Below are 25,946 nucleotides of genomic sequence, written 5' to 3'. Positions count from 1 at the left end.
GAACGCGAAAACTAGACCTTCGCGCGGGCGCGGTTGGACTTGGCGCGCTGGTTGACGTCCAGGATGAGCTTCCGGATGCGGATGGATTCCGGGGTGACCTCGACGCACTCGTCTTCGCGGGCGAACTCGAGCGACTCTTCGAGGGTCAGGTCGCGCGGGGGCGTCAGGTTCTCGAAGGTGTCGGAGGAAGCGGCACGCATGTTGGTGAGCTTCTTTTCCTTGGTGATGTTGACGTCCATGTCGTCGGCGCGGGAGTTCTCGCCGACGATCTGGCCCTCGTAGACCTCGGAGGTGGGGCGGACGAAGAAGGATCCGCGTTCCTGCAGGTTGATCATGGCGAACGGCGTCACAACACCGGCGCGGTCGGCGATCATCGAACCGTTGGTGCGGTATTCGATCGGGCCGGCCCACGGCTCGTAGCCCTCGGAGATGGACGCTGCAATGCCAGCGCCGCGGGTGTCCGTGAGGAACTTGGTGCGGAAACCGATCAGGCCACGGGCCGGAACGATGAACTCCATGCGGCACCAGCCGGTGCCGTGGTTGGCCATGTTGGTCATGCGGCCCTTGCGGGCAGCCATGAGCTGCGTGACGGCGCCCAGGTACTCTTCCGGCACGTCGATGGTCATGTGCTCCATCGGCTCGTGGACCTTGCCGTCGACGAGCTTGGTGACAACCTGCGGCTTGCCAACGGTCAGCTCGAAGCCTTCGCGGCGCATCTGCTCAACCAGGATGGCCAGCGCGAGCTCGCCACGTCCCTGGACTTCCCAGGCATCCGGGCGCTCGGTCGGGAGCACCTTGATGGAGACGTTACCGATCAGTTCCTTGTCCAGGCGGTCCTTGACCTGGCGGGCCGTGACCTTGGCACCCTTGACCCGGCCGGCCAGCGGCGAGGTGTTGATACCGATGGTCATGGAGATGGCCGGATCGTCAACGGTGATCAGCGGCAGCGGCTGCGGGTTGTCGACGTCGGTCAGGGTCTCACCGATGGTGATTTCTTCGATGCCGGCGACGGCGACGATCTCGCCGGGGCCGGCGGACTCGGTGGGGACGCGGTCCAGCGCCTTGGTGGCCAGCAGTTCGGTGATCTTGACGTTCTTCATTTCACCGTTGGCACGCGCCCAGGCAACGGTCTGGCCCTTACGCAGTGTGCCGTTGTAGATGCGCAGCAGCGCCAGGCGGCCGAGGAACGGGGAGGCGTCCAGGTTGGTGACGTGGGCCTGGAGGACGCCGTTCGGGTTGTAGGTCGGCGCCGGGATGTGCTCGATGATGGCCTGGAACAGCGGTTCCAGGTCCTCGTTCTCGGGAGCGGAGCCGTCGGCGGGCTGCTCGAGGGATGCACGGCCGACCTTGGCGGCGGCGTAGACGACCGGGACGTTGAGGATCTTGTCCAGGTCCAGGTCCGGAACTTCGTCGGCGAGGTCGGAGGCCAGGCCCAGGAGCAGGTCCATGGACTCGTGCACAACTTCTTCGATCCGGGCGTCAGGACGGTCCGTCTTGTTGACCAGGAGGATCACCGGCAGGTGCGCGGCGAGGGCCTTGCGGAGGACGAAGCGGGTCTGGGGCAGCGGGCCCTCAGAGGCGTCAACGAGGAGGACGACGCCGTCGACCATGGACAGGCCGCGCTCGACCTCGCCACCGAAGTCGGCGTGGCCGGGGGTGTCGATGACGTTGATGGTGATGGTCTCGCCCTTGGAGGACGGTCCGTTGTAGGCCACCGTGGTGTTCTTGGCCAGGATGGTGATGCCCTTTTCACGCTCAAGGTCGCCGGAGTCCATGACCCGGTCTTCGAGGTGGTTGTGGGCGGCAAAGGAGTTGGTCTGCTTGAGCATGGCGTCGACCAGGGTGGTCTTGCCGTGGTCAACGTGGGCCACGATCGCGACGTTGCGCAGGTCACTGCGCGATGCAGTGGCTACCGCGGTGTTGGTGGTGGTTTCAGACATGCGTTATTGCTCGATTCAGTGGTGAAGTCAGCTGTTGTATCGCGACATTTCCAACCGGAACGCACGACGGATGCGCCCCTTTGGCACAGGGCACCTTCATCCATTCTAAACGCTAGGGCATTTATTGGCCTAAAAACCCTCATTCCCGGTGGACCCGCCGGGTGGTCAGGAGTAGTCAGGACGGGAAATCGGCGCGCCGGATGTGAGTAAAGTCACTGGATATTCCGGCCCCCATGCCCCATCATTGCTCTGACAGCAGCAGCCAGCACGGAGACATCAATGCGCAGCACCTCGGCTCTGTCCCGCTTGGTCGCACCGCTGATCGCCGTAGGCATCCTGGTTGCCGGCTGCGGACAGACACCCCCCGCCCGCACCGCGGACGACGGCGCCACCCACGGGGGCGGTCTCTACGGCCAGAGCGTTCCCGCACCCGGCGGGGTTCCCGGTGAGCCGATGACTGCGGGCGCGAACGGCAACCGGCAACTAACCCGGGCGACGCCGGAAAGCATGCCGGCGGGCAGCATTTACCGGAATCCCGCCAACGGCCGCAACGAAGTGGTAGTGCGGGACATCGCCCGGACCGCCGTGCTGATCGGCGATTCCCAGTCGGAACCCTCTTTTTCGTGGCCCCGGACGGCACTGGCCAGTCTGGGCTATCAAGTCCACTTCTGCGGCCGGGGCGGCACCGGATTTGTTACCTCCAACGGCACGACCGGCAACTACATCGACGCTTTGCAGCGCGGCGACTGGCTGCTCCCCTACGGCTCGCCGCCCCTCGTGGTCATCGAAGGCGGCGGAAACGACGCCTCCCGCGGCGCCACCGACCAGCAGATCTCAGCCAACGCCGAGCGGCTGATCGCCAGCGTCCGGCAGCGCTACCCCGGGGCCCGGCTGGCCATGGTCGGGACCCTCGCCCGCGGTGCCGCCCACGGCGGCGGGCGCCGCACCGAGGTGGACGCGCTGCTGGGCACGGTCGCAGCCCGGCATTCGATTCCGTTTGTGGGCGTCGGCGACTGGCTGACGCGCCATAACCTCACCAAACTGATGGCCGACGGCGTGCACATGGGCCCCAAAGGGCATGCCGCCCTGGGTGAGCTGCTCGCCCGGCGGCTGGGCGATTTCGGCTTCCGGGCCCCGGCACCCGGGCCAGCGGAGGCCAGCTCAAGCCGCTGAGCGTCCCGGCCTTAAACGACCGGAGCCGGCGTCCACCCCGGGGGCGGACACCGGCTCCGGTGTCTTGTCGGCTGGGTTCATTCAGCCAGGTTCAGGCAGCTCAGGCCACTTCCGGCGGCAGCATCAGCCGCGCACCCGGGATGGCGTGCAGCAGCGCCTTGGTGTAGTCCTGCCGCGGCGCGTCGAAGACGTCGTCGGTCGAGCCGGTCTCCACCAGTTTGCCCTTCTCCATGACACACACGTGGTCGGCAATCTGCCGGACCACCGCGAGGTCGTGGGTGATGAACAGGTAGGTCAGGCCCAGCCGGGACTGCAGTTCCGCGAGCAGGTTCAGCACCTGCGCCTGCACCAGGACGTCCAGCGCGGACACGGCCTCGTCGCAGATGATGACCTCAGGATCCAGAGCCAGGGCCCGCGCGATCGCGACGCGCTGGCGCTGGCCGCCCGAGAGCTCGTTCGGGTACCGCTGCATGGTGGACTGCGGCAGCGACACCTGGTCCAGCAGCTCGCGGACCTTCTTCTCGCGGCTGGCCTTGTCCCCGATCTTGTGGACCCGCAGCGGTTCCTCGATGGTCCGGTAGATGTTGTACATCGGGTCGAGGGAGCCGTACGGGTCCTGGAAGATCGGCTGCACCCGGCGGCGGAAAGCGAAGATCTCCTTGCTGTTCAGCGCGGAGGTGTCCACGCCGTCGAAGATGATCTTTCCGGAGGTCGGCTCCAGCAGGTTCAGCACCATCTGCGCCACGGTGGATTTGCCGGAACCCGACTCGCCCACGATCGCCGTCGTGGTTCCGCGCTTGACGCTGAAGGAGACGTCGTCGACGGCGGTGAAGTCGGTCGATCTGCCGAACCCGGAGCGCAGCTTGAAGACCTTGCTCAAGTTCTGGATCTGCAGCACGTCTTCCGACAAAGCCGGTTCCACGGCAGCGGCCCCGGCGGGGACCAGCACCTCGTTCGTCGAGACGCCAAGTTCCTTGGCCACCTGGATCCGCCGCGACGCCAGCGACGGCGCCGAGGCCACCAGCCGCTGCGTGTACGGGTGCTGCGGGTTCTGCAGCAGCTCCAGGGACGGACCGGCCTCGACGACGTTGCCGCGGTACATGACCACGACCTTGTCGGCACGCTCGGCCGCGAGGCCGAGGTCGTGGGTGATGAGCAGTACGGAGGTGCCCAGTTCCGAGGTCATCTTTTCGAGGTGGTCCAGGATCTGGCGCTGCACGGTGACGTCCAGTGCCGACGTCGGCTCATCGGCGATGAGCAGGCGCGGCTGGCAGGACAGGCCGATGGCAATCAGCGCGCGCTGGCGCATGCCGCCGGAGAACTCGTGCGGGTACTGCTTGGCCCGCCGGGCGGCGTCCGGCAGCCCGGCCTGCGCCAGGACCTTGGCGACGTCGTCCGGGCCGCTGGGTCGGCCGTTGGCCTTCAGCGTCTCCTTGACCTGGTCGCCGATCTTCCAGACCGGGTTCAGGTTGGACATCGGGTCCTGCGGGACCATACCAATGATGTTGCCGCGCAGTTCGATCATGCGCTTCTCGGACGCGTGCGAAATGTCCTCGCCGTCGAGCAGGATCTGCCCGCCGGCAACACGGCCGTTGCCGGGCAGGAGACCGATCGCGGCCAGCGCCGTCGTCGACTTGCCGGATCCGGACTCGCCCACAATGGCGACGGTTTCGCCGGGCATGATGGTCAGGTGCGCGTTGCGCACGGCCTGGACCTCGCCGCTGCCGGTCTTGAAGGAGATCGCGAGATCGCGGATTTCCAGCAGGGGCCGGTCGGCCGGGGTTCCGGCCTCGAGAATCGTGACGTCGGAAGTTGTCATGTGTGCCTCCTTCATCGCTGACGGCTCTTGGGGTCGAGGGCATCACGGAGGGCGTCGCCCAGCATGATGAAGCTCAACACGGTGATGGACAGGGCTGTCGCCGGGTAGAGCAGGACAGCCGGGTTGGTGCGGATGGACGCCTGCGCGGCGGAAATATCGTTGCCCCAGGACATCACGGAGCCGGGCATGCCGATTCCGAGGAACGAGAGCGTGGCCTCGGCGACGATGAAGACGCCGAGTTCCATGGTCGCGAGCACAATGATCGGCGCCAGCGCGTTCGGGAGCACATGGCTGACCAGGGATCCCAGCCGGGAGACACCAAGCGAGCGGGCGGCGGTCACGAAGTCGGCGTTGCGCACCTCGATGACGGCGCCGCGGGTGATGCGGGCCATCTGTGGCCAGCCGAGCACCACGAGGACCAGGACCACGGTTCCGACTCCGCGGTTTTCACGCATCAGCGGAAGCTGGGTGAGGACCAGGGCACCGAGGACGATCGGCAGGGCGAAGAAGATGTCGCCGAGGCGGGCGATCACGGTATCCACCCAGCCGCCGAAGAAGCCGGCCAGGGCGCCAAGGGTGACGCCGATGATCAGGACGGAGATCACCGAGAACACACCGACCATCAGCGAGGCCTGGGTGCCGTGGATGATGCGCGAATAGATGTCGCAGCCCTGGAAGGTGAAGCCCAGCGGGTGTCCCTCGGTGGGCGCGCCGTTGGAGTTCGACAGCACGCAGCCGTTATCCGGGGCCACCTGCGTGAACAGCCCGGGGAAGAGCGCCACCACGATGATCAGCGCGATCATGACCGCGGAAATGATGAAGAGCGGACGACGGCGGAGCTTGCGCCAGGCGTCTGCCCACAGGCTCAGCGGGGCGTCGTCGACCTTGACCGCATCCGTTGCCAGCAGAGGGGTTTCCTCGACCGGGGCAACAAAGTGCTCATAATTTCGGTTAGTTTTCATAGCGGATCCTCGGGTCAAGCCAGGCGTACAGCAGATCGACCAACAGGTTGGCGAGAACGAAGACCAGCACCAGGACGCTCACAATGGCGACCACGGTGGGGCCTTCACTTCGGAGAATGGCCTGGTAGAGCTTCTGGCCAACGCCGGGGACATTGAAGATGGCTTCCGTCACGATCGCGCCGCCCATCAGGCCGCCCAGGCTCGCGCCGAGGTAGGTGATGACGGGGATCAGCGAGTTGCGCAGGACGTGGGTGGTCACGACCTGGCGGCGGGCCAGTCCCTTGGCGGTGGCGGTGCGGACATAGTCGGCGTTCATGTTCTCGATGACGGAGGCACGCGTCAGGCGCAGGACGTAGGCGAAGGACACCATGCCGAGGACCACCGCGGGAAGGATCAGGCTTCCCCACGTGACATTCGAGCCGACCGTGGGTTTGGCCCACCCCAGCTGGACACCGACCAGCAGCTGCAGCGCGAAGCCGAGCACGAAGGTCGGAATGGCGATCACCACCAGCGACAGCACGAGGACCGTGCTGTCGAAGATGCCGCCCTTGCGCAGGCCGGCGACCAGGCCGAAGGCGATGCCGAAGACGCCCTGGATGATGAGGGCCTCGATGGCGAGCATCGCCGTGACGGGGAAGACGCGCGCCAGGGTGTCGGCAATCGGCTGGCCGGTGAAGTCGACGCCGAGGTTGAAGGTGAAGAGGTTTTTCAGGAACAAACCGTACTGGACCCAGAACGGCTCGTCCAGGTTGTACTGCTGGCGCAGCTGCGCAATGACCGCCTCGCTCGGCGGGCGGTCGCCGAAGAGCGCGCGGATGGGGTCGCCCGGAAGGGCAAAGACCATGAAGTAGACGAGCAGGGTGGTTCCGAGGAATACCGGAATGACCTGCAGCAGGCGCCGGAGGATGAACTGGATCACAGCAGCGCCTCCGGTGAGATGGTGGAACGAAGGGGAATCATGGGGACAGCTTCCTGCCGGTTTCAAGCATGTGGGGGCCCGGCTAGGCCGGACCCCCAAGCTTTAGTGATGTGGAAATGAGTTCCGCAGAACTCAGGAACTACTTGGCCGTGATGGCCCAGTACTGCAGAACGCCGTTCCAGCCGGAATCAACGTTGCTGACATTCTGGCTCCAGACAGCCTGGCGTGCGGAGTACCACAGCGGCAGGTTGGGGAGGTCCTTGAACAGGATCTCCTGCGCCGCGGTGAACTTCTTGTTGGCGTCGTCGGTGGACTGGGCGCCCAGGCCTTCGGTGAGGAGCTGGTCGAACTCGGGGTTCGAGTAGCCCTCGTAGTTGGCGCTGGAACCGGTCTTCAGGAGCGGGCCCAGGAAGTTGTACAGCGACGGGTAGTCTGCCTGCCAGCCGGCGCGGGTCAGGCCAGGCAGCTCTTTGGAGGAACGCAGCTTCAGGATTTCGGCGAACTTGGCGAACGGCTGGCCTTCGGCCTTGATTCCCAGGTTGTTCTTGAAGTTGTTGGCAACGGCGTCGATCCATTCCTTGTTGCCACCGTCAGTGTTGTACGCGAGCTGCAGGGTCTTGTCTGCGGGCCACGGGCTGATGGCGTCAGCCTGGGTCCAGAGGTCCTTCGCCTTGGCGGCGTCGAACTTCAGGACCTCGGAGCCGGCCACGTTGTCGTTGTAGCCGTCAACAGCCGGGGAGGTGAAGTCCTTGGCCGGGATGCGGGTGCCGGAGAAGATGACCTTGGTGATCTCCTCGCGGTTGATCGCCATGGAGAGCGCCTGGCGGCGCAGCTGGCCCGCTTCGCCCTGGAACTCGGGCAGGTAGCCCGGGATGTTCAGGGTGGAGTTGCCGGCGTACGGCTTGTTCAGGTTGTTCTCCGGGAAGTCCATTGTGTAGGTCGTCAGGGCGTTCGTGGGCAGAACGTCCGTGACGTCCAGGTTGTTGGCCTGGATGTCCGTGTAGGCCGGGGCCGGATCGGTGTAGAACTTGAAGGTCACGCCGCCGTTCCTGGCTTCGCGCGCACCCTTGTAGTCAGGGTTCTTGACCAGGGCGATCTGGCTGTCGTGCTGCCAGGCGCCTTCCTTCTCCATCTTGTACGGGCCGTTGCCGACCGGGTTCTCGCCGAACGTCTTCGGGTCCTTGATGGCGTCGGCGGGCAGCGGCATGAAGGCCGAGTAGCCCAGGCGCAGCGGCCAGTCGGCTTCCGGCTGCGTCAGCTTGACCGTGATCGTGGAATCATCCGTCAGCACCAGGCCGGAGAGGGTCTCGGCGGTGGGGGCGGGAACCTCGGTTTCCTTGCCGTCCGCTCCCGTCTGCTTCGACGTGGCACTGACGGCGTCGTAGCCTTCGACCGATTCAAAGAAGCTGCTGTTGCCCTGCGCGTTGGTGCTCAGCGCGGCAAAGTTCCAGGCATCAACGAAGCTCTTGGCGGTGACGTCCTCGCCGTTGGTGAACTTGGTGCCCTTCTTGACCTTGATCGTGTAGTTCTGGCCGTCCGGGGATTCGATGGACTCGGCCAGGGCGTTGACTGACTTGCCACTGGGGTCGTAGCTGGTCAGACCCTCGAAGAGGAGCTCGACAACGCGGCCGCCATAGACTTCACCGGTGTTGGCGGGCATCAGGGGGTTCTGCGGTTCGTTGCTGTACGCGGTGATGACCTTGTTGGGGTCGCCGGCAGCCTGGCTGGCACCGTTTGAGGTACCGCCTCCGGCGCCGCATCCGGTCAGGGCGAGAGCGGCGATGGCCACCATGCCCAGTGCTTTGGAAGTGCGCGAAAAACGCATTCCGCCTCCTAAGAGTTGTGGGAGTTCGTAGGGGAAAAACTTATGCTTCCCCGCAGGCAGGCACAGGGGTATCCCCTGTGACGTGGCCTACATATACGAGTAGCCTAACCCCAGAGTGTCCAGATGGTGGAACTCTGTTGCCAAACCGTGACCCACCAAAAGCGTGACTGTTAGCGTCAAGTGCGATGTATTTCAAGTCACACGCTACCGGCTGGTAGTATTCGCTGCCGGGCGATCCCGGTTACGGAGGGTTAACTCGGTCCGGCGGCCAGCAACTGGGCCCGCAACTCGCGGCGCTCCCGCTGCTTTTCCGGATCCGGCAGGGGCACCGCCGCCAGGAGCCGCTGGGTATAGGGCTCCTGCGGATTGCGCAGGATCTGGTCCCGGGAGCCCTGCTCGACGATGCGGCCGCGCTGCATCACGCAGATCCGGTCCGCCAGCACGTCGACGACCGCGAGGTCGTGGGTGACGAAGAGGCAGGCGAACCCGAGTTCCTTCTGCAGGTTCTGGAACAGGTCGAGCACCTTGGCCTGCACGGACACGTCCAGGGCCGAGGTGGGCTCATCGGCGACCATCAGTTTCGGCTTGAGCGAAAGCGCCCGGGCAATGCCGACCCGCTGCTTTTGTCCGCCGGAGAGCTCGTGCGGGTAGCGGTTGCGGTAATTCCGCGGCAGCTCCACCTGGTCCAGCAGCGCCTCGATCCGTTGCTGCAGCTCGGCGCCCTTCGCGACCCCGGCCAGGAACATCGGCTCACCAATGCTCTCGCCAATCGGAAGCCTCGGGTTCAGCGACGACGACGGGTCCTGGAACACCATGCCAACATGGCGGCGCATCTCGTGAAGCTGCCGGCCGTTCCGCTTGGCGGCGGAAATGTCCTGGCCGACGACTTTCATGGTGCCGGCCGCAACCGGCAGCAGCCCGACGGCGGCGCGGCCGATGGTCGTCTTGCCGGAACCGGACTCCCCCACCAGCCCGACAACCTGCCCCGGATAGATCACCAGGTTGGCGCCTTCCACGGCGCGGAACGCGGGCACGCGTCCCTGCTTGGGGTATTCGATTGCCACGTCGGTCAGCTCCAGCACCGGCTGTCCCTGCGGCGTGGCGGCTCCTGCGGCTGCCAGGGCCGCGGCGTTTTCCCGCTCGCGGCGGCGCAGCTGCTCTTCCGGGATGGAGCTCAGTTCGGCGTGCGTGGCGGCGGCGAGGGCTGCGGTGACGTCCACTTCCACGGCCGCATCCGCGCCGCCCTGGCCGAGATGCGGAACGGCGGCCAGCAGGGCCTTCGTGTATTCGTGCTGGGGATTGTGGAAGATCTCGGCGGCCGTCCCCGTTTCCACGATCACGCCGCGGCGCATCACGGCGATCCGGTCCGCCAGGTCGGCAACCACGCCCATGTCGTGGGTGATCAGGACGATCGCGCTGTCCAGCTTGTTCCGCAGGTTGCGCATAAGGTCCAGGATTTCCGCCTGGACTGTCACGTCGAGCGCCGTTGTGGGCTCGTCGGCGATCAGCAGCTTGGGATCGCAGGACAGGGACTGGGCGATCATGGCGCGCTGCCGCTGGCCACCGGAAAGCTGGTGGGGATAGGACCGGAACGCCTTCTCCGGGTCCGGCAGCTCGACGAGCTCGAGCATGCGCAGGGCGCGCAGCCGGGCCTCGTCGGGTGAAACCTCGCTGTGCAGCCGGACAGTCTCCACAATCTGTGCGCCTACGGTGTACACCGGGTTCAGGGCGGTCATGGGCTCCTGGAAGATCACGGCCACCTCCTTGCCGCGGACGGCCCGGATGTTGGCCTCGTCCGTCCCCAGCAGCTCCTTCCCGGCGAGCTTCACACTTCCGGTCACCCGGCTGTTGGACGGCAGCAGGCCCAGCAGGGCCATCGAACTGGCACTCTTGCCCGAGCCGGACTCCCCCACGATCGCGAGCACTTCACCCGCGCGTACCTCGTAGTTCAACCCAATGGCGGCAGGCACCCACTTTTTGTCCACACCGAAGTCCACGCTGAGGCCGCGGACTTCCAGTACGGGTTCGCTCTTGCCCGGCGCCGGGGTAACGGCCGGATCGAGGGTGATGAAGTCAGTCATGATGGGGCTTTCCTTCCACCCGGGCCGCCGGTCCACCGGGGATTAGTGCTGCGGCTCGGAATACTGAAATATTGGGGGCATGAGCTCTGCGCCGCATGCCGGTACCGTTGAAATCTTCAAGGCCCGAACGAACGCGTGGTTCGCCTGGCTGTCCTGGACCGTGGCCGCCCTCGGCATCGCCGTCACGGCGATCACCGCCGGCCCGGCGGCGCTGGCCGGAACGGCACCGCTGCTGCTGGTCGCGTTCCTGGGCTGGCAGCTGTTCTGGATGCCCGCCGTTGTGGTGCACGACGACGGCGTCACCCTGGAGAACCCGTTCCGGTCGATCCATGTGCCCTGGGAGGCCCTGGTTCATGTCGATACCCGTTTTGCCCTCACCCTGGTCACAGCCCGCAAAAGCTACGTGGCCTGGGCCGCACCGGCGCCGGGCATCTGGGGCGGGCGCAATGCCCGCCCGGAGGACCTCCGCGGCCTGCCGGCAACAACCTACGGTCCCGGCCAGTCCGTGCGGCCCGGGGACCTGAAGACCACGGACTCCGGCCAGGCTGCCCGGATGGTGCGGGCGCGCTGGAATGAGCTGGTGGAAAGCGGCGAACTGGCCGCCGGCGATGCCGCCACCACACCGGTGAAAGTGACCTACCGCTGGGCGCCGGCCGCCGTCGTCGTCCTGTTGCTGGTGGCCAGCTACTGGTCGATCGCCGCCCGGTAGCCCGGCCGTGCGGTCACTGCAGGGGGCCGGCATCTAGTCACCCTTGGTTTCTTTGAACGCGGTGACGGGAGCCGCTTCGAGGGGATGCCGGCCGGTGTCTTTGGCTTTCTTGGCGTTGAACTTCTTCTGGCGCGGATCGAACGCATCCCGCAGGCCGTCGCCGATGAAGTTGATGCTCAGGCAGATCAGCACGATGAACAGGCCGGGATACCAGAACAGCCACGGCCGGGTGGCGAAAGCCTCCTGGTTCTGCGAAATGAGCAGCCCGAGCGACGTGTCCGGCGCCTTGACGCCGACGCCGAGGTAGCTCAGGGCGGTCTCGGTGAGGATCGCGGCGGACATGGTCAGCGTGACGTTGACGATCAGCACACCGACGGCGTTCGGCAGGATGTGCTTGAAGATGATCCGGGCGTTGCTGGCCCCGGAGATCCGGGCCGCGTCGACGAATTCGCGCTCGCGCAGCGAGAGGAATTCCCCGCGCATCAACCGGGCAAGTCCCACCCAGGTGATCAGGCCGAGGAAGATACCCAGCGCCAGGATGCCGTTGCTGCTGGCGAAGGAGGCGAACCAGCTGCCGGAGTCCCGCCGGCCGGCCATCTGTGCCATCACGGCGGCGAGCAGCAGCCCCGGAATGATGATGATGACGTCGGTGAGGCGCATCAGCACCGCTTCCGTCCAGCCGCGGAAGTAGCCGGACAGGGCCCCGACCACGACGCCGACCAGGCCGGCGATGAGCCCGATCACCAACATGACGGTGATGGACTGCTGGGCGCCGCGCATGGTCATGGCGAAGAGGTCGCGGCCGATCCGGTCCTGGCCGAAGGGGTGTTCGCCCCAGGCCAGCGGCCAGAGCGAGGCGGTGGGCACGCCGTCGTTGACCAAGGGGGTGACCTGGTCGTGGCTGTATTTCCACCACCCGGGAATGCCCCAGTAACCCACGGAGGTGAAGGCTGTGACAAAGATGATGGCGAAGACGACGAGCCCGACGATGGCCCCGGAGTGGCCCAGGAACCGTTTCCGGACGATCTGACCCTGGCTCAAGCCCTTGGCCTCCAGGACCGGCTCGATGCCGACCGGCGGCAGCCCGGCCTCTTCGGCCATGATTTCGTCCTGCTGACTTGGCTGGCTCATGCTTTTACCCTTACGCGCGGATCAAGTGCGGAGTACGCAAGGTCCGCAATGAGGTTGAAACCCATGGCTGTGATGGCGACACAGATGAAGACGCCCATCACGGGGTTGGGATCGACATGCGAGATGCCGTCCAGGAACAGGAAGCCCATTCCGCGGACGGAGAAGACCGTTTCGGTGATGACGGCGCCGCCGATCAGCCCGCCGATGTCGAAGGCCACAATGGTGGCGATCGGGATCAGCGCGTTGCGGAAGGCATGGCGCATGACGACGGTCCGTTCGGACAGGCCCTTGGCCCGGGCGGTCCGGATGTAGTCCATGTTCATGATTTCCAGCATCGAGGCCCGGGTGAAGCGCGTGTAGCCGGCCAGTGAAATCAGGATCAGTGCCATGGTCGGCAGGATCAGGTGCGTGAAGGAGTCCAGGCTCAGGATCCAGAAATCACCCTCGATGTTCGGGGTGCTGGCGCCGATGGTGGCGATGGGGCGGCCCCGGACCCGGCTGTTGTTGAAGTAGGTGGGCCACGCCTGCATGTAGCGGTCCAGCAGGATCAGGAACCCGACCAGGAACGAGGTGAGCGCTGCGGCCCGCATGGACTGTCCGCGGTCGTAGCCGCCCATCAGGTAGCCGATGCCCAGCCCGACAAGGACCGCTGCGACCGCGAGGAGCACGATCATCAGGATGGTTGCCTCGTTGAGCAGCGGCTGGATGACGAAGTAGACCACCAGTCCAACCCCGACGGCGATCAGGGCTGACTGCAGCGCCTTGCGGTTCTTGAGCCCTGCCGAGAGCAGGGTCACGGCGAACGCAATGCCGACGCCGGCAATCGCGATGACGACCGGGCCCAGACCCGGGGTTTTGAACCACTCGGTGGCGGAGAAATACATCAGCACGGCCGCCGCGAACAGGAAGGCGACGCCGCCGATGAGCAGCCTGCGTTTCATCTCGCCGCCGACGGTCACAGCCGTCAGGACACCCAGGACGGCGCCGATGGCGAGCGCTGCCGGTATCGGTATCTCGGGATTCCGAAGGAAGTTGTTGAACCCGATGGCGCCGTACTCCTTCAGGAGCACCGCGACCCAGAAGATCGGGAGGGAGAAGAACAGGAAGGCCATGAACGTCACACCGTAGTCCAGTGTGCTGTACTGGCGCAGGGCGGTGATGATGCCGAGCGTGATGCCGATCAGAATCGCCAGCACAGTGGCCCCGGTGACCAGGGTCAGGGTCTGGACCAGCGCGTGGCCCAGGGCATCGGTGATGGGCTGGCCCGCGATGTTCTTGCCCAGGTCGCAGGAGTTAGCGAACGGGATGAGGCACTGCGCCGCACCGCCGAGCCAGTGGAAATACCGGATGGGGGCAGGTGTGTCCAGTTGCAGCAGCTCGGTGCGTGCGTCCATGAGCTGCTGTTTGTTGGGGGCGCTGCTGGCGCGGAATTCCTCCAGGGGATCCCCTGACGCCGCTGTCAGGAGATACACCAGGAAGGATGCGCCGAGAAGTATGAGGGCGGCAGTGATGAGCCGCCGGACTATGTAGGTCACCATGGGATAGAACCTCGGTATTCGGGCCCAGGGGTTGCCCGGACCGGTCGCAGAGTTTGGCCGTTTCCCCGCGGATGTTGGGGCAGGACCCGGCATCTACAGGGGTTTTCGCTAGAAAGGCGTCGGGACCAAAATGCCCGGTCCCGACGCCTTTAGCTAGCAAGTGTCACTTGCGGTCGTCGGCTACTTCTGTGCCCACTCCCAGAAGTTCCACCAGACACCGGTCTGGTTCGGCATGTACTTCACGCCGGTGATGCGGTCGCTGTACGCGTCCACGCCAACTGCCTGGAACAGCGGGAGGCCGTAGGCAGAAGCCCAGATCTTCTGGTCGATCTGCTTGATCAGCTCATCCTGCTTGCCCTTGTCGGTGGTGACAATGAGTTCGTCCATGAGCTTGTCGGCTTCCGGATCGCTGAACTGGTTGAAGTTGGAGTCGTTGCCCGACTTGAAGATCTGCGGAACGCCGGAGACGCCGACACCGGAGTTGATCCAGCCGAAGATGGTGGCATCGTAGCTGCCGTCACCCAGGGCCTTGCCCCAGTCCGACTTGCCGAGGCCGCCGTCGACGATCTTGAACCCTGCCTTGGTGGCCGATTCGCTGATCAGGGCGAACATGTCCGCACGGTTGGGGTTGTCCTTGTTGTACATGATGCGGACTTCCGGCGTGGCACCGGCGAGGAGCGACTTTGCACCTTCGATGTCGACATCCTGGAAGGCGGAGGATCCGTTTGCCTTGACAGAGTCGGCGTAGAGGGCCTGGTCCGGCACGAACAGCTGCGAGTCGAGCGGTGCAGCCTCCGGGTCCAGCTTCTTGACGATCTTGTCGACGATGTCCTTGCGCGGAACGCTCTTCATGAACGCTTCGCGGACACTCTTCTCAGCAAAAACGCCGCTGTAGTTGAGGTCGATGTGGTCGTAGGAGAGCTGGTTTCCGACCTCGACCGTGACGCCCTGGCTTTCGAGGGCCGTGAGCTGTTCCACCGTGTCAGCCGAAGCCTGCGGTGCAATGATGTCGGCTTCGCCGTTCTTGAGTGCCTGCACCTGGGCAGGAGCGGAGCCGATGTAGCGGACGGTGATTTCGTCCAGCTTGGCTTCCGGACCCCAGTTGTAGTCCTTGTTCTTGACCATGGTCAGGGACTGGTCCTGGTCGACACCCTTGACAATGTAGGGGCCGTTGGAGAGGTACAGGTCCGGGTCAGCCGGCAGGGTCTTGGAGTCGAAGCCGGTGTTCCACATCTCCGCCATGGCCTGGAGCTGGGCGTTGGCCGGCTGGGGTGCCGTGGCGTCGCCGCGCGGCATTTCCTTAACCAGGTCAACGAATGCCTTGGCATCCGCCAGGCCTGCCTTCTTGGCCAGGACGTGGGCCGGGATGTCAATGCCGGGGCCGCCAATGGCGATTTCCCAGTCAGCAAACGGCTTGGAGTACGTCAGGGTCATGGAGCGGCCGTCTTCGCCAAGTTCCGGGAAATCCGTCAGGGCGATGCCTGTGGGGTCACCGGCGTAGGAGAAGTAGGACGTGCCGGTCTTTGCCTCTGCGTCGGCATCATCGTAGTAGCCGGAGAAGGCGGCCCACTGCAGGACGAGGTCGGCTGCGGTCACGGGAGTGCCGTCCGACCACTTCACGCCTTCGTTGATGGTGTACTTCACCGTCAACGGGTTGTCCGAGACCTTTTCCATCTTGCCGAACTTCTCGTTGCGGACAACGTTCAGTTTGTTGTCGATGTAGAAGAAGCCCGAGTGGGTGGCGTAGCTGATCTTCGAGTTGATGTCTGTGTTGCCATCAGCCGTGTTGGGATTGAACGTGTTGAAGGCGTTCACCTCCACGACTGTTGCAGATCCCCCTGATTTGCTTGCTGCCGCAGCAGTGGTCGGGGTTGTCCCGCCGCTGTTGCCTGCGCAGGCGCTGAGGGCCAGGGCAGCTGCTGCTGCCACGCCCACTGCTTTGGAAATACGACCGAAGCGCATTCCGCCTCCTTGTTTCTGTGGTGTGGATGAGACCGAGGCCGTAGGCACCGGGCAGACGTCCACACTCCCCCAGCGGCAGTGTGGTCCGTCTCACATGGGATGTAGCGTAAACCCCAAATTCAGCGCCGGGCGAAGAAAGTTGACCCACTGTAAAGTTCGTTACAGAGCTGCAACATTGGACGCCTTCTCGCTGGAAAAATTCGTCGAGGCCTATTGACGTCCCGGACGACCCCGGCTAACCTACCCGGACACAGGAGAAGCCCCGATTCTCAAATCGGGGCTTCTCGAGTTAATCCTTAATTACTTGATGAATTCATCAATCCGTCAGACGTTGAAGCGGAACTCCACCACGTTCCGTGGCCCAATAAGCGTGCCGCCCGCGGGCTCCATTTAGCTTCGTTGTTTCGACCATGGGTTAGAACCTGGTGTTCTGGTCGAAATCCGGGACGGTGCACCAGCGCTGCGAGGCGGTGTCCACGGTCGACCGAGCCTAGAAGGCGGTGCTGGGCAGATCCTTCTCGCCATCGACGATCGCGGTGATGATCCGCGCTGCAACCAGGTCTGGATCCAGCGCCGCTCCGAATCGCGGCGCTGACCCGGCGATCGGATGCTCGGACAGCGCGGTGCCAGTGTGGCCTGGGCGGGCGTCCACGATTCGGATGCCCGCGCGACGATACTCGCGCGCCGCTGCGACAACGAAGGCCGCGAGCCCAGCTTTCGACGCCGAGTATGCTGCCAGACCGGCGACGGGTGTCTCAGCGACAACGCCGCTCAGTGTTACCACGAAGGGCTCCCGGCCGTCTTGTGCCGAGGCCGCGAGGTAGGGCTGGCTCTGGGTAATGAGATGGATCGCACTGGTGGTGTTCACAGCGAATAGTTCGTCCACCGTGGCGGGTTCAAGGTCTGATGCAGCGCCGAAGGCGACGACCCCGGACGCAACCACTAGCCCGTCGAGACGTCCGTGCTGCACATTCGTGGCATCCAGCACCTCCCGGATCACAGAGGGTGCGCGCAGATCGTGCCCAGCAGACTTTGACGACCGGACAACGATGGCGCCGTTACTCTCCAGCTGAGCGGCGATGCGCGAGCCGAGCCCGCCGGTGGCGCCGACCACCAGAACAACCGCACCCTGAAGAGTCGTCATGGGTAGATCCTAAATCACGTGCGGCAGGTAGCCCAGCGCAAGTCGGTTTGTTGAGCGGATGCTCAAATCGCACCAACAGAAACGGCCCCATATGCCGAAGCAGATGGGGCCGTCTCAAAATTCTGTGAGCTACACGTTGAACCTAAATTCAACGACGTCGCCGTCGACCATGACGTATTCCTTGCCTTCGATGCGAACCTTGCCGCGGGACTTCGCCTCCGCCATGGACCCGGCTTCGATCAGATCGTCGAAGGAGACAACCTCGGCCTTGATGAAACCGCGCTGGAAATCGGAGTGGATGACACCGGCCGCCTGCGGGGCCGTGTCACCCTGGTGGATGGTCCACGCCCGGGTTTCCTTGGGTCCTGCGGTCAGGTAGGTCTGCAGCCCGAGGGTGTGGAAGCCGACCCGGGCCAGCTGGTCCAGGCCGGATTCGTCCTGGCCGTTCATCTCCAGCATTTCGCGGGCCTCTTCCTCGTCCAGTTCCACGAGGTCCGATTCGAGCTTGGCGTCGAGGAAGATGGCGTCCGCCGGGGCTACCATGGCGCGCAGTTCTTCCTGCTTCTCCGGGCTGCCCAGAATGCCCTCGTCCGAGTTGAAGACGTAGATGATGGGCTTGGCGGTCAGGAGGCTGAGCTCCCTGAGGTGCTCCATCTCCAGCTTGTCGGTCTTGACCGAGGCGAAAATGGTGTCGCCACGCTCGAGCACCGTCTGGGCCGCCTTGATGGCAGCCAGCTCGGCGGCGTCCCGCTTCTTGATCTTGACTTCTTTTTCGATCCGGGGAATGGCGTTTTCAATGGTCTGAAGGTCAGCCAGGATCAGCTCGGTGTTGATGATCTCCATGTCCGAACGGGGATCAACCTTGCCGTCGACGTGGATGACGTCGGGGTCATCGAACACGCGGATAACCTGGGCGATGGCCTCGGCCTCGCGGATGTTGGCGAGGAACTTATTGCCCAGGCCTTCGCCCTCGGACGCACCCTTGACGATCCCGGCGATATCCACGAAGGACACCGGGGCAGGCAGCAGGCGCTGCGATCCGAAGACGGCGGCCAGCTTGGCAAGCCTCGGGTCCGGCAGGTTGACCACACCGACGTTTGGCTCGATCGTGGCGAACGGGTAGTTCGCTGCGAGCACCTGGTTGCGGGTCAGTGCGTTGAAAAGAGTTGATTTGCCGACGTTGGGCAGTCCGACGATGCCGATAGTAAGAGCCACGAGGACTAATTCTACCTGCTGCGGCCGGTGTCCCCTGCGACAGGCTGGTTCGCTGGCTGGCTCGCCGGTTGGGTTGCCCGCCGCATTCGCCGCCGGCCGGGCGACGTGGGGCCGCCGGCAGGGCGTCGGCGGGAAACTGTCGCAGGGGCATGCCAAAGTGAAGACATGGACGCTTTTGCACTGATTCTTGCCCTGCTCATGCTGCTCGTCGGCGCCGTCGCCGGCGCCGCCGTGGTCTTTCTGTTGACCCGGCGCCGCACCCTCGCAGTGGAGCAGGACTTCGACGCCGTGTCGGCCCGGCTCTCCGAGGTCAGCGCGCAGTTCGCCGCGGCCGACGCGGAGAGGCGCCTGCTGGCGGCCCAGAACCGGGACCTTGGCGAGTCCCGGAACCAGGACGGCAGCGTGCTGCGGGCCCTGGCACCGGTGGCGGAGAAGCTCACCGCGGTGCAGCATCAGGTGTCGCTGCTGGAGCGCGACCGCCTGGAACAGTACGGACAGCTGGCCCAACAGTTGCAGGAAGCCCGGTTGTCCGACGAACAGCTGCTGCGCTCCACCCATGCCCTGGAATCCGCGCTGCGCTCCAACAGCGCCCGCGGCCAGTGGGGCGAAGTCCAGTTGCGCCGTGTGGTCGAGGCCGCAGGGATGCTGCGCCATGTCGATTTCCATGAGCAGGTTCACAGCGGACAGCAGCACGGTGCCGCGGCGGAGAGCAGTGTCCGGCCTGACCTCGTCGTGCAGCTTCCCGGCCAGAAACAGCTCGTGGTCGATGCCAAGGTGCCGCTCTCTGCCTACCTTGCCGCGCAGGAACTTGGAGCGTCCGCCCCCGGGCCGCCGCACTCGCAGTCGCTCAGCGGGCAGCAGGCCCATCTGCTGGCCCATGCCAAGGCCCTGAAGGCCCACGTGGACGCGCTGAGCAACAAGAAGTACTGGGACATCCCGGGCAACTCCCCGGAGCTTGTGGTCTGCTTCCTGCCGGCCGAATCAATCCTGGCCGCCGCACTCTCGGCGGACCCGGCGCTGCTTGACTACGCGCTGTCCAGAAATGTGGTGCTGGCCTCGCCCTCAACCCTGCTGGCGGTCCTGAAGTCCGTTGCCTTCACCTGGCGCCAAGACGTCCTGACGGACAGCGCGCGGGAGCTCTTCGAACTGGCCCACCAGCTCTATGAGCGGATGGGAACGCTCGGCGAGAACGTCACCAAGCTCGGCGCCTCACTTAAAACGTCCGTGGACCGCTACAACTCCATGGTGGGCACCCTGGAGGCCCGGGTGCTGCCGACCGCCCGGAAGCTCAATGCCTTGGACGCGGCAGGGCTGGCCACGCCCGCTGCGGTCGAGGTGACGCCGCGGTCCGTGGCTGCCCCCGAACTCCAGCCCGGGAACGGGCCGGAACCCGGATCGGGGCGGGCAGCGGACGAAGCCCCTAACGATGCGCGCGAAGAAGACCAGGAGTCCGCCGCCTAGGAAGAACGTTGCGCAGCGGGCCTAGGAGGTCTGGGCCGGGCGAGTCCCGCGGCCGCCGAGGGCGCGGGTGACATCGCCGGCCTGCTTCAAGGTCGCCCGGAGCTCCTTCGGCAGCGAGAAGAGCAGATCTTCCTCGGCCGTGACGACTTCCTCGACCGAGCCGTAGCCGTAGTCGGCGAGCAGGCGCAGGACATCCTTGACCAGGACTTCAGGGACCGAGGCGCCCGAGGTCACACCGACCGTGGACACACCCTCGAACCAGGACTCGTCCACCTCGTTGGCGAAGTCCACGCGGTACGAGGCTTTCGCTCCGTATTCCAGCGCCACTTCCACGAGCCGGACCGAGTTCGAGGAGTTGGCCGATCCGACGACAATCACGAGCTCGGCCTGGGGTGAGATCTTCTTGATGGCCACCTGGCGGTTGGTGGTCGCGTAGCAGATGTCGTCGCTGGGCGGGTCCTGCAGGGTGGGGAACCGTTCCTTGAGCAGGCGGACCGTTTCCATGGTTTCGTCCACGCTGAGGGTGGTCTGTGAGAGCCAGATAACCTTCTCCGGGTCCCGGACCGTGACCTTGTCGACCTCGTGCGGGCCGTTAATAATCTGAATGTGCTCAGGGGCCTCCCCCGCGGTCCCTTCGACCTCCTCATGGCCGTCATGGCCGATCAGCAGGATGTCGAAGTCGTCCTTCGCGAAGCGGACCGCCTCTTTATGCACCTTGGTCACGAGGGGGCAGGTGGCATCGATGGTCCGCAGCCCCCGGTCCTCGGCAGACTGGACCACGGCGGGTGAGACGCCGTGGGCGGAGAAGATCACCAGGGCGCCCTCGGGGACCTCGTCGGTCTCGTCAACGAAGATGGCGCCCTTTTCCTCCAGGGAGCTGACGACGTGCACGTTGTGGACGATCTGTTTGCGGACGTAGACCGGCGGGCCGTAGTGCTCCAGCGCTTTTTCCACGGCAATGACCGCACGGTCGACGCCGGCGCAGTAGCCGCGCGGGGCCGCGAGCAGGACCTTTTTCGGGCCGGCCACGGGGGCTGCAGCCAGGACTTCTTCCGGCGTACGCCGCCGGCGCGGAACGGTTGGCATCGGAATGGAAACAGCAGTGGAAGTCATGCCCCAATGCTACCGGTGTTGGACGGTCCGCCGATCTGGCCGCGGCCGCAGGCGCCCGGCGCTCAGGCGCGGCGGCGCCCGCCGACGACGCGCACCACGAGTCCAAGGGCCAGCAGGACGCCGCCGACCACGGCGGTGACCAGGATCCACTGTCCGAAACTGGAGCTGGCGGCCGCGACGAACTCGCTCTTGAAGATCTCCGCGACCTCGTTGCCGCTGCTCGTTGCCGTGACGGAACCACCGACGGCGTCGGCGGCCAGCTTCCAGGCACCGGCCAGCACAAGGCCTCCGAGGCCAATGCCGGCCAGGACAGTCCCGCGCCGCCGGGCGGCCACAAACGCCAGCGCGAAGGCGATGAGGGCGCCGACGGCCAGGGCGTAGCCCATCGGCGCGAAGGCGGACACCCGGTCGAGGAGCTGCCGGTGCTCGGGCTGCCCGATCGTGATCAGCAGCTGCTCCGGGGCCTCCAACGGCAGGGTGGTGGCGTCCGCCAACTGCTTCGCTACCAGACCGACCAGGGGCGCCAGGTCCAGGGTCAGGGACGTCCCGCCGTCGGCCTCGGCTGGCGGAGCGCTGGGGTCGGCGAAATTAAGCTGATGGCTCTTGCGCAGCGTTTCGGTCCAGGCCTCGGGGTAGCCGGGCACGCCCGTCAGCGACTGGGCCGCGCTCTCCAGGATCGGCGTGACCAGTCCGCTGAGCTCTTCCGGGATCTGTTCCGCACTGAGACTGCCGACAGCGGCCGCGGCCAGCCGCTCCTGGAATACAGGGTCCTTGCCGAGCGGGGCGGTGAACGCCACGAAGCCGTCCTGCTGGACGATGTTCCGGTCCACCCACATGGCGGGAACAGCGGCAGCCGCCAGGACAAGCCCGATCAGTACCGCTACGGCCGAGACAAAAGTGCGCACGAGAATTCCTAGTCGCTTGAGGGGTAGTGCCATCCTACGGGGCGGCCTGCGGAACGATAAAAGTCAGGCCCCGATGATAGAGCTATGGATAGAGTTGAAACCGACAAGTTCGAGTTGTCGGCCGGTGACCCTTCCTGACGCGCAATCGCCGGGGACGCACCTGCTGACGGCCCCGCCCCGGCAAAGGACACCCACGCATATGCATCAGGCCATCTCCGCCCCGGGATACCGGAATGTCTGAGGACGTCGCGGCGGCCACTACGGTTCCTGCCTCCGCAGCGGAAACCAGCCCGGACAACCCCTGGCCCCTGCAGTTGCTGTCCCAGAAACTCAAGATGCACATCGACCGGGCCCCGGCCGCCTGGGTCGAAGGCCAGGTCATCGAACTGAACCGGCGCGGCACCAACGCCTACCTGACGCTGCGGGACATCGACGCTGAGATTTCTCTCCCTGCGTCCGTCTGGACCAATGTGCTTGACCGCCAGGAAACGCCGCTGGAGCGCGGCTCCCGCGTGGTGGCCCTGCTCAAGGCCGAATTCTGGCTCAAGACGGGGCGGCTGAACATGTCCGTGAAGGACATCCGGCCGGTGGGCCTCGGGGATCTGCTCGCCAGGATCGAGCGCCTGCGCCATGCCCTCGCCGCGGAAGGGCTGTTCTCCGACGCCCGCAAGAAGCGCCTGCCCCTGCTCCCCCACCGGATCGGCCTGATTACCGGCCGGAACTCGGACGCCAAGAAGGACGTGCTGCGCAACGCGGCGCTGCGCTGGCCCGCCGTCGAATTCGAGATCCGCGAAGTCGCCGTTCAGGGCAACACCGCTGTCGCGCAGGTCATCGCCGCGCTGCGCGAGCTGGATGCGCATCCCGAGGTGGACGTGATCGTCATCGCCCGCGGCGGCGGCGCCCTGGAGGATCTGCTGCCTTTCAGCAACGAGGAACTCATCCGGGCAGTGTCGGACGCGTCCACGCCGGTGGTCAGTGCGATCGGCCACGAAGCGGACCGGCCGATCCTTGACGATGTCGCGGATTTGCGCGCCTCCACGCCGACCGACGCCGCCAAGCGGATCGTCCCGGACGTTGTCGAAGAGCTCGCCCGCGTGCGTCAGGCCCGGGACCAGCTCCGGCGTGGTGTCACCCGCTTGGTCGAACGTGAGACGGACAGGCTTGCCTCACTGCGCTCCCGACCCGTGCTGGCCTCCCCCGAAGTCATGGTCAGCATCCGCCACGACGACGTCGAACGGCTCAAGGGCCGCTCGCAGTCGGCGGTGACCACCGCCGTCGTCCGGGCCGCCGACCAGCTGGTCCACCTCAAGGCCCAGGTCCGGGCTCTCTCGCCGCAGAAGACCCTGGACCGGGGCTACGCCGTCGTGCAGCTTGCCGACGGCGGCTCGGCTCCCGGCACCCGCCGGGACGTTGTGCGGCATCCTGACCAGGCCCCGGTGGGCACCCCGCTGGCCGTCCGCGTGGCCGGAGGCCGGTTCACTGCGGAGTCGACGGGCGGCCAGGAAGCCGCCGAGGACTGACCCGACATTCACCCGAACGGACCGTCCTGCGGGACACAACAAGGAGCAGCACACCATGACAGCAGAAACACAGCCCCACGCCGACATCGAGGGCCTCAGCTACGAGGAAGCCCGGGAGCAGCTTGTGGGCATCGTGACCAGGCTCGAGGCCGGCGGGGCGAGCCTTGAGGAGTCGCTGGCGCTCTGGGAACGCGGCGAAGCGCTGGCCAAGCGCTGCGAACAGTGGCTCGAGGGTGCCCGCAAGCGCCTGGCCGCGGCGCGCGACCAGCCCACCCAGGCCGGCTAGCGGGCGCGGGCGGGTCAGGAACGCTCGACCAGTTCCCGTTCCATCGCGACGTCCAGGTCCGGAACCGGCCACTGGAGTTTGAGGCCGTCCAGCGCGTCGAGCAGGAGTTGCTGCACGGCGATCCGGGCGTACCACTTTTTGTTGGCCGGGACTACGTGCCACGGGGCGGCGTCGGTGCCCGTCTTTTCGAAGGCCTTCTGGTAGGCGTCCATGTAGTCGTTCCAGAACGCGCGTTCCTTCAAATCGTTGCTGCTGTATTTCCAGAGCTTCGCCGGATCGTCCAGCCGCGCGAGCAGCCGTTCCTTCTGTTCGTCCCGACTGATGTGGAGCATGACTTTGACGATCTTGGTGCCGGAAGCCGCCTGCCTCGCTTCGAATTCGTTAATAGCGATGTAGCGGCGCTCCAGTTCCTTCGGATCCGCCCAGCGGTGGACGCGGTGGATCAGGACGTCCTCGTAGTGGGAGCGGTCAAAGACGCCCACCATGCCGGCAGCGGGCACTTCCTTCTCTATCCGCCAGAGGAAGTCGTAGGACTTCTCTTCCGGAGTGGGAGCCTTGAACGACCTCATCTGGACACCCTGCGGGTTCATGGCGCCCATCACGTGGGTCACGATTCCGCCCTTGCCGGCTGTATCCATGGCCTGCAGGATCAGCAGGAGCCGCTTGGTTCCGCCGAAGCGGGATTCAGCGAAAAGCTGCTCCTGGAGCAGGGTGAGGTTGTCATCGAGGTCATCGAGCAGCGCCTCCCCGTCGTTCTTGTCCCCCGGGTAGCCCGGGGTGGAGTCCGGGTCCGTGTCCTTCAGGCTGAAACCTTTGCCCACCCTTAAGGTCTCAGCGGGGCGCTCCGTGAATCCCACGACGTCTGACATGCCTTGCCTCTTTCCGGTTCGGGCAGCCTCCGTGCGGACCGCCGGACCACCGGCCGCGCCGCGCTGCTGAGCTTAGGCTAGTTCCCCTTGTACCGGCTCAGGAAGTCCGCCATGCGGTTGATTGCCTCTTCCAGGTCCTTCACGAGCGGAAGGGTGACCATTCGGAAGTGGTCCGGCCGGACCCAGTTGAAGGCCCGGCCGTGGGAGACCAGGATCTTCTGCTCGCGCAGCAGGTCCAGGACGAACTTCTCGTCGTCGCGGATGCGGTAAACCTCGGGATCGAGTTTCGGGAACAGGTACATGGCGCCCCGGGCCTGCTGCGTGCTGACCCCGGGAATGGCGTTAAGCATGTCGTAGGCCTTGTTACGCTGCTCGAGCAGACGCCCGCCCGGCAGGATGAGGTCATTGATGCTCTGGTACCCGCCGAGCGCCGTCTGGATCGCGTGCTGGGCGGGAACATTGGCGCACAGGCGCATGTTCGCCAGCAGATTGATGCCCTCGAGGTAGTCCGCGGCATCCTTCTTCGGCCCGGAAATGGCCATCCAGCCGGCCCGGTAACCGCACACGCGGTACGCCTTGGACAGGCCGCTGAACGTCAGGCACAGGACGTCGTCGCCGGTCAGACTGGCCATGTTCACGTGGACCGCATCCTCGTAGAGGATCTTCTCGTAGATCTCGTCGGCGAAAAGAACCAGGCCGTGCTTCTCCGCCAGGGCGACGATCTTCTTGAGGGTGTCTTCCGGATAGACGGCGCCGGTGGGGTTGTTCGGGTTGATCACCACGATGCCCTTGGTGCGGGGCGTGATCTTCGCTTCGAGGTCCTCGAGGTCCGGCTGCCAGCCCGAGTCCTCGTCGCACAGGTAGTGCACGGGCCGGCCGCTGGCCAGGGCAACGGAGGCGGTCCACAGCGGGTAATCGGGGGTGGGGATCAGGACTTCGTCGCCGTCATCCAGCAGTGCCATGAGGGACATCGTGATGAGCTCGCTGACGCCGTTGCCCAGGTAGATGTCATCCACATGGATGTTCTGGATCCCGCGGGTCTGGTAGTACTGCGAAACGGCGGTCCGGGCCGAAAATATACCGCGCGAATCGCTGTAGCCCTGGGCATGCGGCAGGTGGCGGATCATGTCCACCAGAATTGCGTCCGGCGCTTCGAAACCGAACGGCGCCGGGTTCCCGATGTTCAGCTTGAGGATGCGGTGACCCTCTGCCTCCATCTGCTGGGCGGCCAGGAGGATCGGTCCACGGATGTCGTAAAGGACATTATGAAGCTTGGTGGACTGCTTGAATTCTGCCATTCATCAAATATGCCATATGAAGGATGTACTTCCGCCGAGATCTGTCTCACAGGGGTGTCCCGCCGTCACAGGCGGG

At 65.4% G+C, this 25,946-nt stretch carries 20 protein-coding genes; 5 read left to right on the top strand and 15 right to left on the bottom strand.

Annotated elements, in window-relative coordinates:
* Positions 1-11: 11 nt before the first annotated feature.
* Positions 12-1,940, bottom strand: coding sequence for a translational GTPase TypA (gene typA, locus ABIB29_RS01885; RefSeq protein ID WP_354169547.1), 1,929 nt, complete (start codon positions 1,938-1,940; stop codon positions 12-14).
* Between the two features lie 279 nt (positions 1,941-2,219).
* Between typA and ABIB29_RS01880 the strand changes: the two genes are divergently transcribed.
* Positions 2,220-3,113 carry an SGNH/GDSL hydrolase family protein gene (locus ABIB29_RS01880; protein WP_354169545.1) on the top strand — a complete coding sequence of 298 codons (894 nt, stop codon included), beginning with the start codon at positions 2,220-2,222 and terminating at the stop codon, positions 3,111-3,113.
* A gap of 100 nt (positions 3,114-3,213) precedes the next feature.
* On the opposite strand, the gene ABIB29_RS01875 is transcribed toward ABIB29_RS01880, so the two are convergent.
* From ABIB29_RS01875 to ABIB29_RS01855, 5 genes are all read right to left on the bottom strand, one after another.
* Positions 3,214-4,932 carry an ABC transporter ATP-binding protein gene (locus ABIB29_RS01875; protein ID WP_354169543.1) on the bottom strand — a complete coding sequence of 573 codons (1,719 nt, stop codon included), beginning with the start codon at positions 4,930-4,932 and terminating at the stop codon, positions 3,214-3,216.
* A gap of 11 nt (positions 4,933-4,943) precedes the next feature.
* Positions 4,944-5,894, bottom strand: a complete 951-nt coding sequence (locus ABIB29_RS01870; protein WP_354169542.1) for an ABC transporter permease — start codon at positions 5,892-5,894, stop codon at positions 4,944-4,946.
* Positions 5,884-6,813 (bottom strand): ABC transporter permease, encoded by a 930-nt coding sequence (locus tag ABIB29_RS01865; RefSeq protein ID WP_354169540.1) that lies wholly within the window; start codon positions 6,811-6,813, stop codon positions 5,884-5,886. The genes ABIB29_RS01870 and ABIB29_RS01865 overlap by 11 nt, the downstream gene beginning before the upstream one ends.
* Positions 6,814-6,952: 139 nt before the next feature.
* Positions 6,953-8,638: a peptide ABC transporter substrate-binding protein gene (locus ABIB29_RS01860; protein ID WP_354169538.1), complete on the bottom strand. Its 1,686-nt coding sequence runs from the start codon at positions 8,636-8,638 to the stop codon at positions 6,953-6,955.
* Positions 8,639-8,889: 251 nt separating this feature from the next.
* On the bottom strand, positions 8,890-10,719 hold the full coding sequence (locus tag ABIB29_RS01855; RefSeq protein WP_354169536.1) for an ABC transporter ATP-binding protein: 1,830 nt from the start codon (positions 10,717-10,719) through the stop codon (positions 8,890-8,892).
* 79 nt (positions 10,720-10,798) lie between these two features.
* Here ABIB29_RS01855 and ABIB29_RS01850 point away from each other — a divergent pair, with 79 nt between their 5' ends.
* Complete coding sequence (locus ABIB29_RS01850; RefSeq protein ID WP_354169534.1) at positions 10,799-11,428, top strand: PH domain-containing protein; 630 nt, start codon at positions 10,799-10,801, stop codon at positions 11,426-11,428.
* Positions 11,429-11,461: 33 nt separating this feature from the next.
* Here ABIB29_RS01850 and ABIB29_RS01845 read toward each other — a convergent pair whose 3' ends face one another.
* The 5 genes from ABIB29_RS01845 to ychF form a co-directional block, all read right to left on the bottom strand.
* Complete coding sequence (locus tag ABIB29_RS01845) at positions 11,462-12,559, bottom strand: ABC transporter permease (protein WP_502915534.1); 1,098 nt, start codon at positions 12,557-12,559, stop codon at positions 11,462-11,464.
* Positions 12,556-14,097: an ABC transporter permease gene (locus ABIB29_RS01840; protein ID WP_354169533.1), complete on the bottom strand. Its 1,542-nt coding sequence runs from the start codon at positions 14,095-14,097 to the stop codon at positions 12,556-12,558. The genes ABIB29_RS01845 and ABIB29_RS01840 overlap by 4 nt, the downstream gene beginning before the upstream one ends.
* Positions 14,098-14,277: 180 nt before the next feature.
* Positions 14,278-16,059, bottom strand: a complete 1,782-nt coding sequence (locus ABIB29_RS01835; protein WP_354169531.1) for an ABC transporter family substrate-binding protein — start codon at positions 16,057-16,059, stop codon at positions 14,278-14,280.
* A gap of 490 nt (positions 16,060-16,549) precedes the next feature.
* Positions 16,550-17,203 carry an SDR family NAD(P)-dependent oxidoreductase gene (locus ABIB29_RS01830; protein ID WP_354169529.1) on the bottom strand — a complete coding sequence of 218 codons (654 nt, stop codon included), beginning with the start codon at positions 17,201-17,203 and terminating at the stop codon, positions 16,550-16,552.
* A gap of 129 nt (positions 17,204-17,332) precedes the next feature.
* Complete coding sequence (ychF, locus tag ABIB29_RS01825; protein ID WP_354169527.1) at positions 17,333-18,418, bottom strand: redox-regulated ATPase YchF; 1,086 nt, start codon at positions 18,416-18,418, stop codon at positions 17,333-17,335.
* 165 nt (positions 18,419-18,583) lie between these two features.
* Between ychF and ABIB29_RS01820 the strand changes: the two genes are divergently transcribed.
* Entirely contained in the window at positions 18,584-19,879 is a 1,296-nt protein-coding gene (locus ABIB29_RS01820) for a DNA recombination protein RmuC (protein ID WP_354169525.1), read from the top strand.
* Positions 19,880-19,900: 21 nt separating this feature from the next.
* Here the strand turns inward: ABIB29_RS01820 and ABIB29_RS01815 are convergent, their stop codons facing one another.
* Together ABIB29_RS01815 and ABIB29_RS01810 are read right to left on the bottom strand one after the other, a co-directional pair.
* A complete protein-coding gene (locus ABIB29_RS01815; RefSeq protein ID WP_354169524.1) occupies positions 19,901-20,992 on the bottom strand; it encodes a 4-hydroxy-3-methylbut-2-enyl diphosphate reductase in 1,092 nt (363 codons plus the stop codon).
* Between the two features lie 62 nt (positions 20,993-21,054).
* Entirely contained in the window at positions 21,055-21,897 is an 843-nt protein-coding gene (locus ABIB29_RS01810) for a hypothetical protein (RefSeq protein WP_354169522.1), read from the bottom strand.
* A 233-nt stretch (positions 21,898-22,130) separates the two neighbouring features.
* Here ABIB29_RS01810 and xseA point away from each other — a divergent pair, with 233 nt between their 5' ends.
* On the top strand, positions 22,131-23,417 hold the full coding sequence (xseA, locus tag ABIB29_RS01805) for an exodeoxyribonuclease VII large subunit (RefSeq protein ID WP_354169520.1): 1,287 nt from the start codon (positions 22,131-22,133) through the stop codon (positions 23,415-23,417).
* 55 nt (positions 23,418-23,472) lie between these two features.
* Positions 23,473-23,703, top strand: coding sequence for an exodeoxyribonuclease VII small subunit (locus tag ABIB29_RS01800; protein WP_354169518.1), 231 nt, complete (start codon positions 23,473-23,475; stop codon positions 23,701-23,703).
* 14 nt (positions 23,704-23,717) lie between these two features.
* Here the strand turns inward: ABIB29_RS01800 and ABIB29_RS01795 are convergent, their stop codons facing one another.
* Complete coding sequence (locus tag ABIB29_RS01795; RefSeq protein WP_354169516.1) at positions 23,718-24,572, bottom strand: PPK2 family polyphosphate kinase; 855 nt, start codon at positions 24,570-24,572, stop codon at positions 23,718-23,720.
* A gap of 77 nt (positions 24,573-24,649) precedes the next feature.
* Complete coding sequence (locus ABIB29_RS01790) at positions 24,650-25,870, bottom strand: pyridoxal phosphate-dependent aminotransferase (protein ID WP_354169514.1); 1,221 nt, start codon at positions 25,868-25,870, stop codon at positions 24,650-24,652.
* Positions 25,871-25,946: the final 76 nt, after the last annotated feature.

It is taken from the genome of Arthrobacter sp. UYEF36, assembly GCF_040547025.1.
Classification (GTDB): domain Bacteria; phylum Actinomycetota; class Actinomycetes; order Actinomycetales; family Micrococcaceae; genus Arthrobacter.
Note: the sequence above shows the minus strand (reverse complement) of the source record. Positions and strands in the feature narration are given on the sequence as shown.

Coding starts and splice junctions, on each gene's coding strand:
- typA (WP_354169547.1), bottom strand. CDS start 1,940: ATGTCTGAAACCACCACCAACACCGCGGTAGCCACTGCATCGCGCAGT.
- ABIB29_RS01880 (WP_354169545.1), top strand. CDS start 2,220: ATGCGCAGCACCTCGGCTCTGTCCCGCTTGGTCGCACCGCTGATCGCC.
- ABIB29_RS01875 (WP_354169543.1), bottom strand. CDS start 4,932: ATGACAACTTCCGACGTCACGATTCTCGAGGCCGGAACCCCGGCCGAC.
- ABIB29_RS01870 (WP_354169542.1), bottom strand. CDS start 5,894: ATGAAAACTAACCGAAATTATGAGCACTTTGTTGCCCCGGTCGAGGAA.
- ABIB29_RS01860 (WP_354169538.1), bottom strand. CDS start 8,638: ATGCGTTTTTCGCGCACTTCCAAAGCACTGGGCATGGTGGCCATCGCC.
- ABIB29_RS01855 (WP_354169536.1), bottom strand. CDS start 10,719: ATGACTGACTTCATCACCCTCGATCCGGCCGTTACCCCGGCGCCGGGC.
- ABIB29_RS01850 (WP_354169534.1), top strand. CDS start 10,799: ATGAGCTCTGCGCCGCATGCCGGTACCGTTGAAATCTTCAAGGCCCGA.
- ABIB29_RS01845 (WP_502915534.1), bottom strand. CDS start 12,559: ATGAGCCAGCCAAGTCAGCAGGACGAAATCATGGCCGAAGAGGCCGGG.
- ABIB29_RS01840 (WP_354169533.1), bottom strand. CDS start 14,097: ATGGTGACCTACATAGTCCGGCGGCTCATCACTGCCGCCCTCATACTT.
- ABIB29_RS01835 (WP_354169531.1), bottom strand. CDS start 16,059: ATGCGCTTCGGTCGTATTTCCAAAGCAGTGGGCGTGGCAGCAGCAGCT.
- ABIB29_RS01830 (WP_354169529.1), bottom strand. CDS start 17,203: ATGACGACTCTTCAGGGTGCGGTTGTTCTGGTGGTCGGCGCCACCGGC.
- ABIB29_RS01820 (WP_354169525.1), top strand. CDS start 18,584: ATGGACGCTTTTGCACTGATTCTTGCCCTGCTCATGCTGCTCGTCGGC.
- ABIB29_RS01815 (WP_354169524.1), bottom strand. CDS start 20,992: ATGACTTCCACTGCTGTTTCCATTCCGATGCCAACCGTTCCGCGCCGG.
- xseA (WP_354169520.1), top strand. CDS start 22,131: ATGTCTGAGGACGTCGCGGCGGCCACTACGGTTCCTGCCTCCGCAGCG.
- ABIB29_RS01800 (WP_354169518.1), top strand. CDS start 23,473: ATGACAGCAGAAACACAGCCCCACGCCGACATCGAGGGCCTCAGCTAC.
- ABIB29_RS01795 (WP_354169516.1), bottom strand. CDS start 24,572: ATGTCAGACGTCGTGGGATTCACGGAGCGCCCCGCTGAGACCTTAAGG.
- ABIB29_RS01790 (WP_354169514.1), bottom strand. CDS start 25,870: ATGGCAGAATTCAAGCAGTCCACCAAGCTTCATAATGTCCTTTACGAC.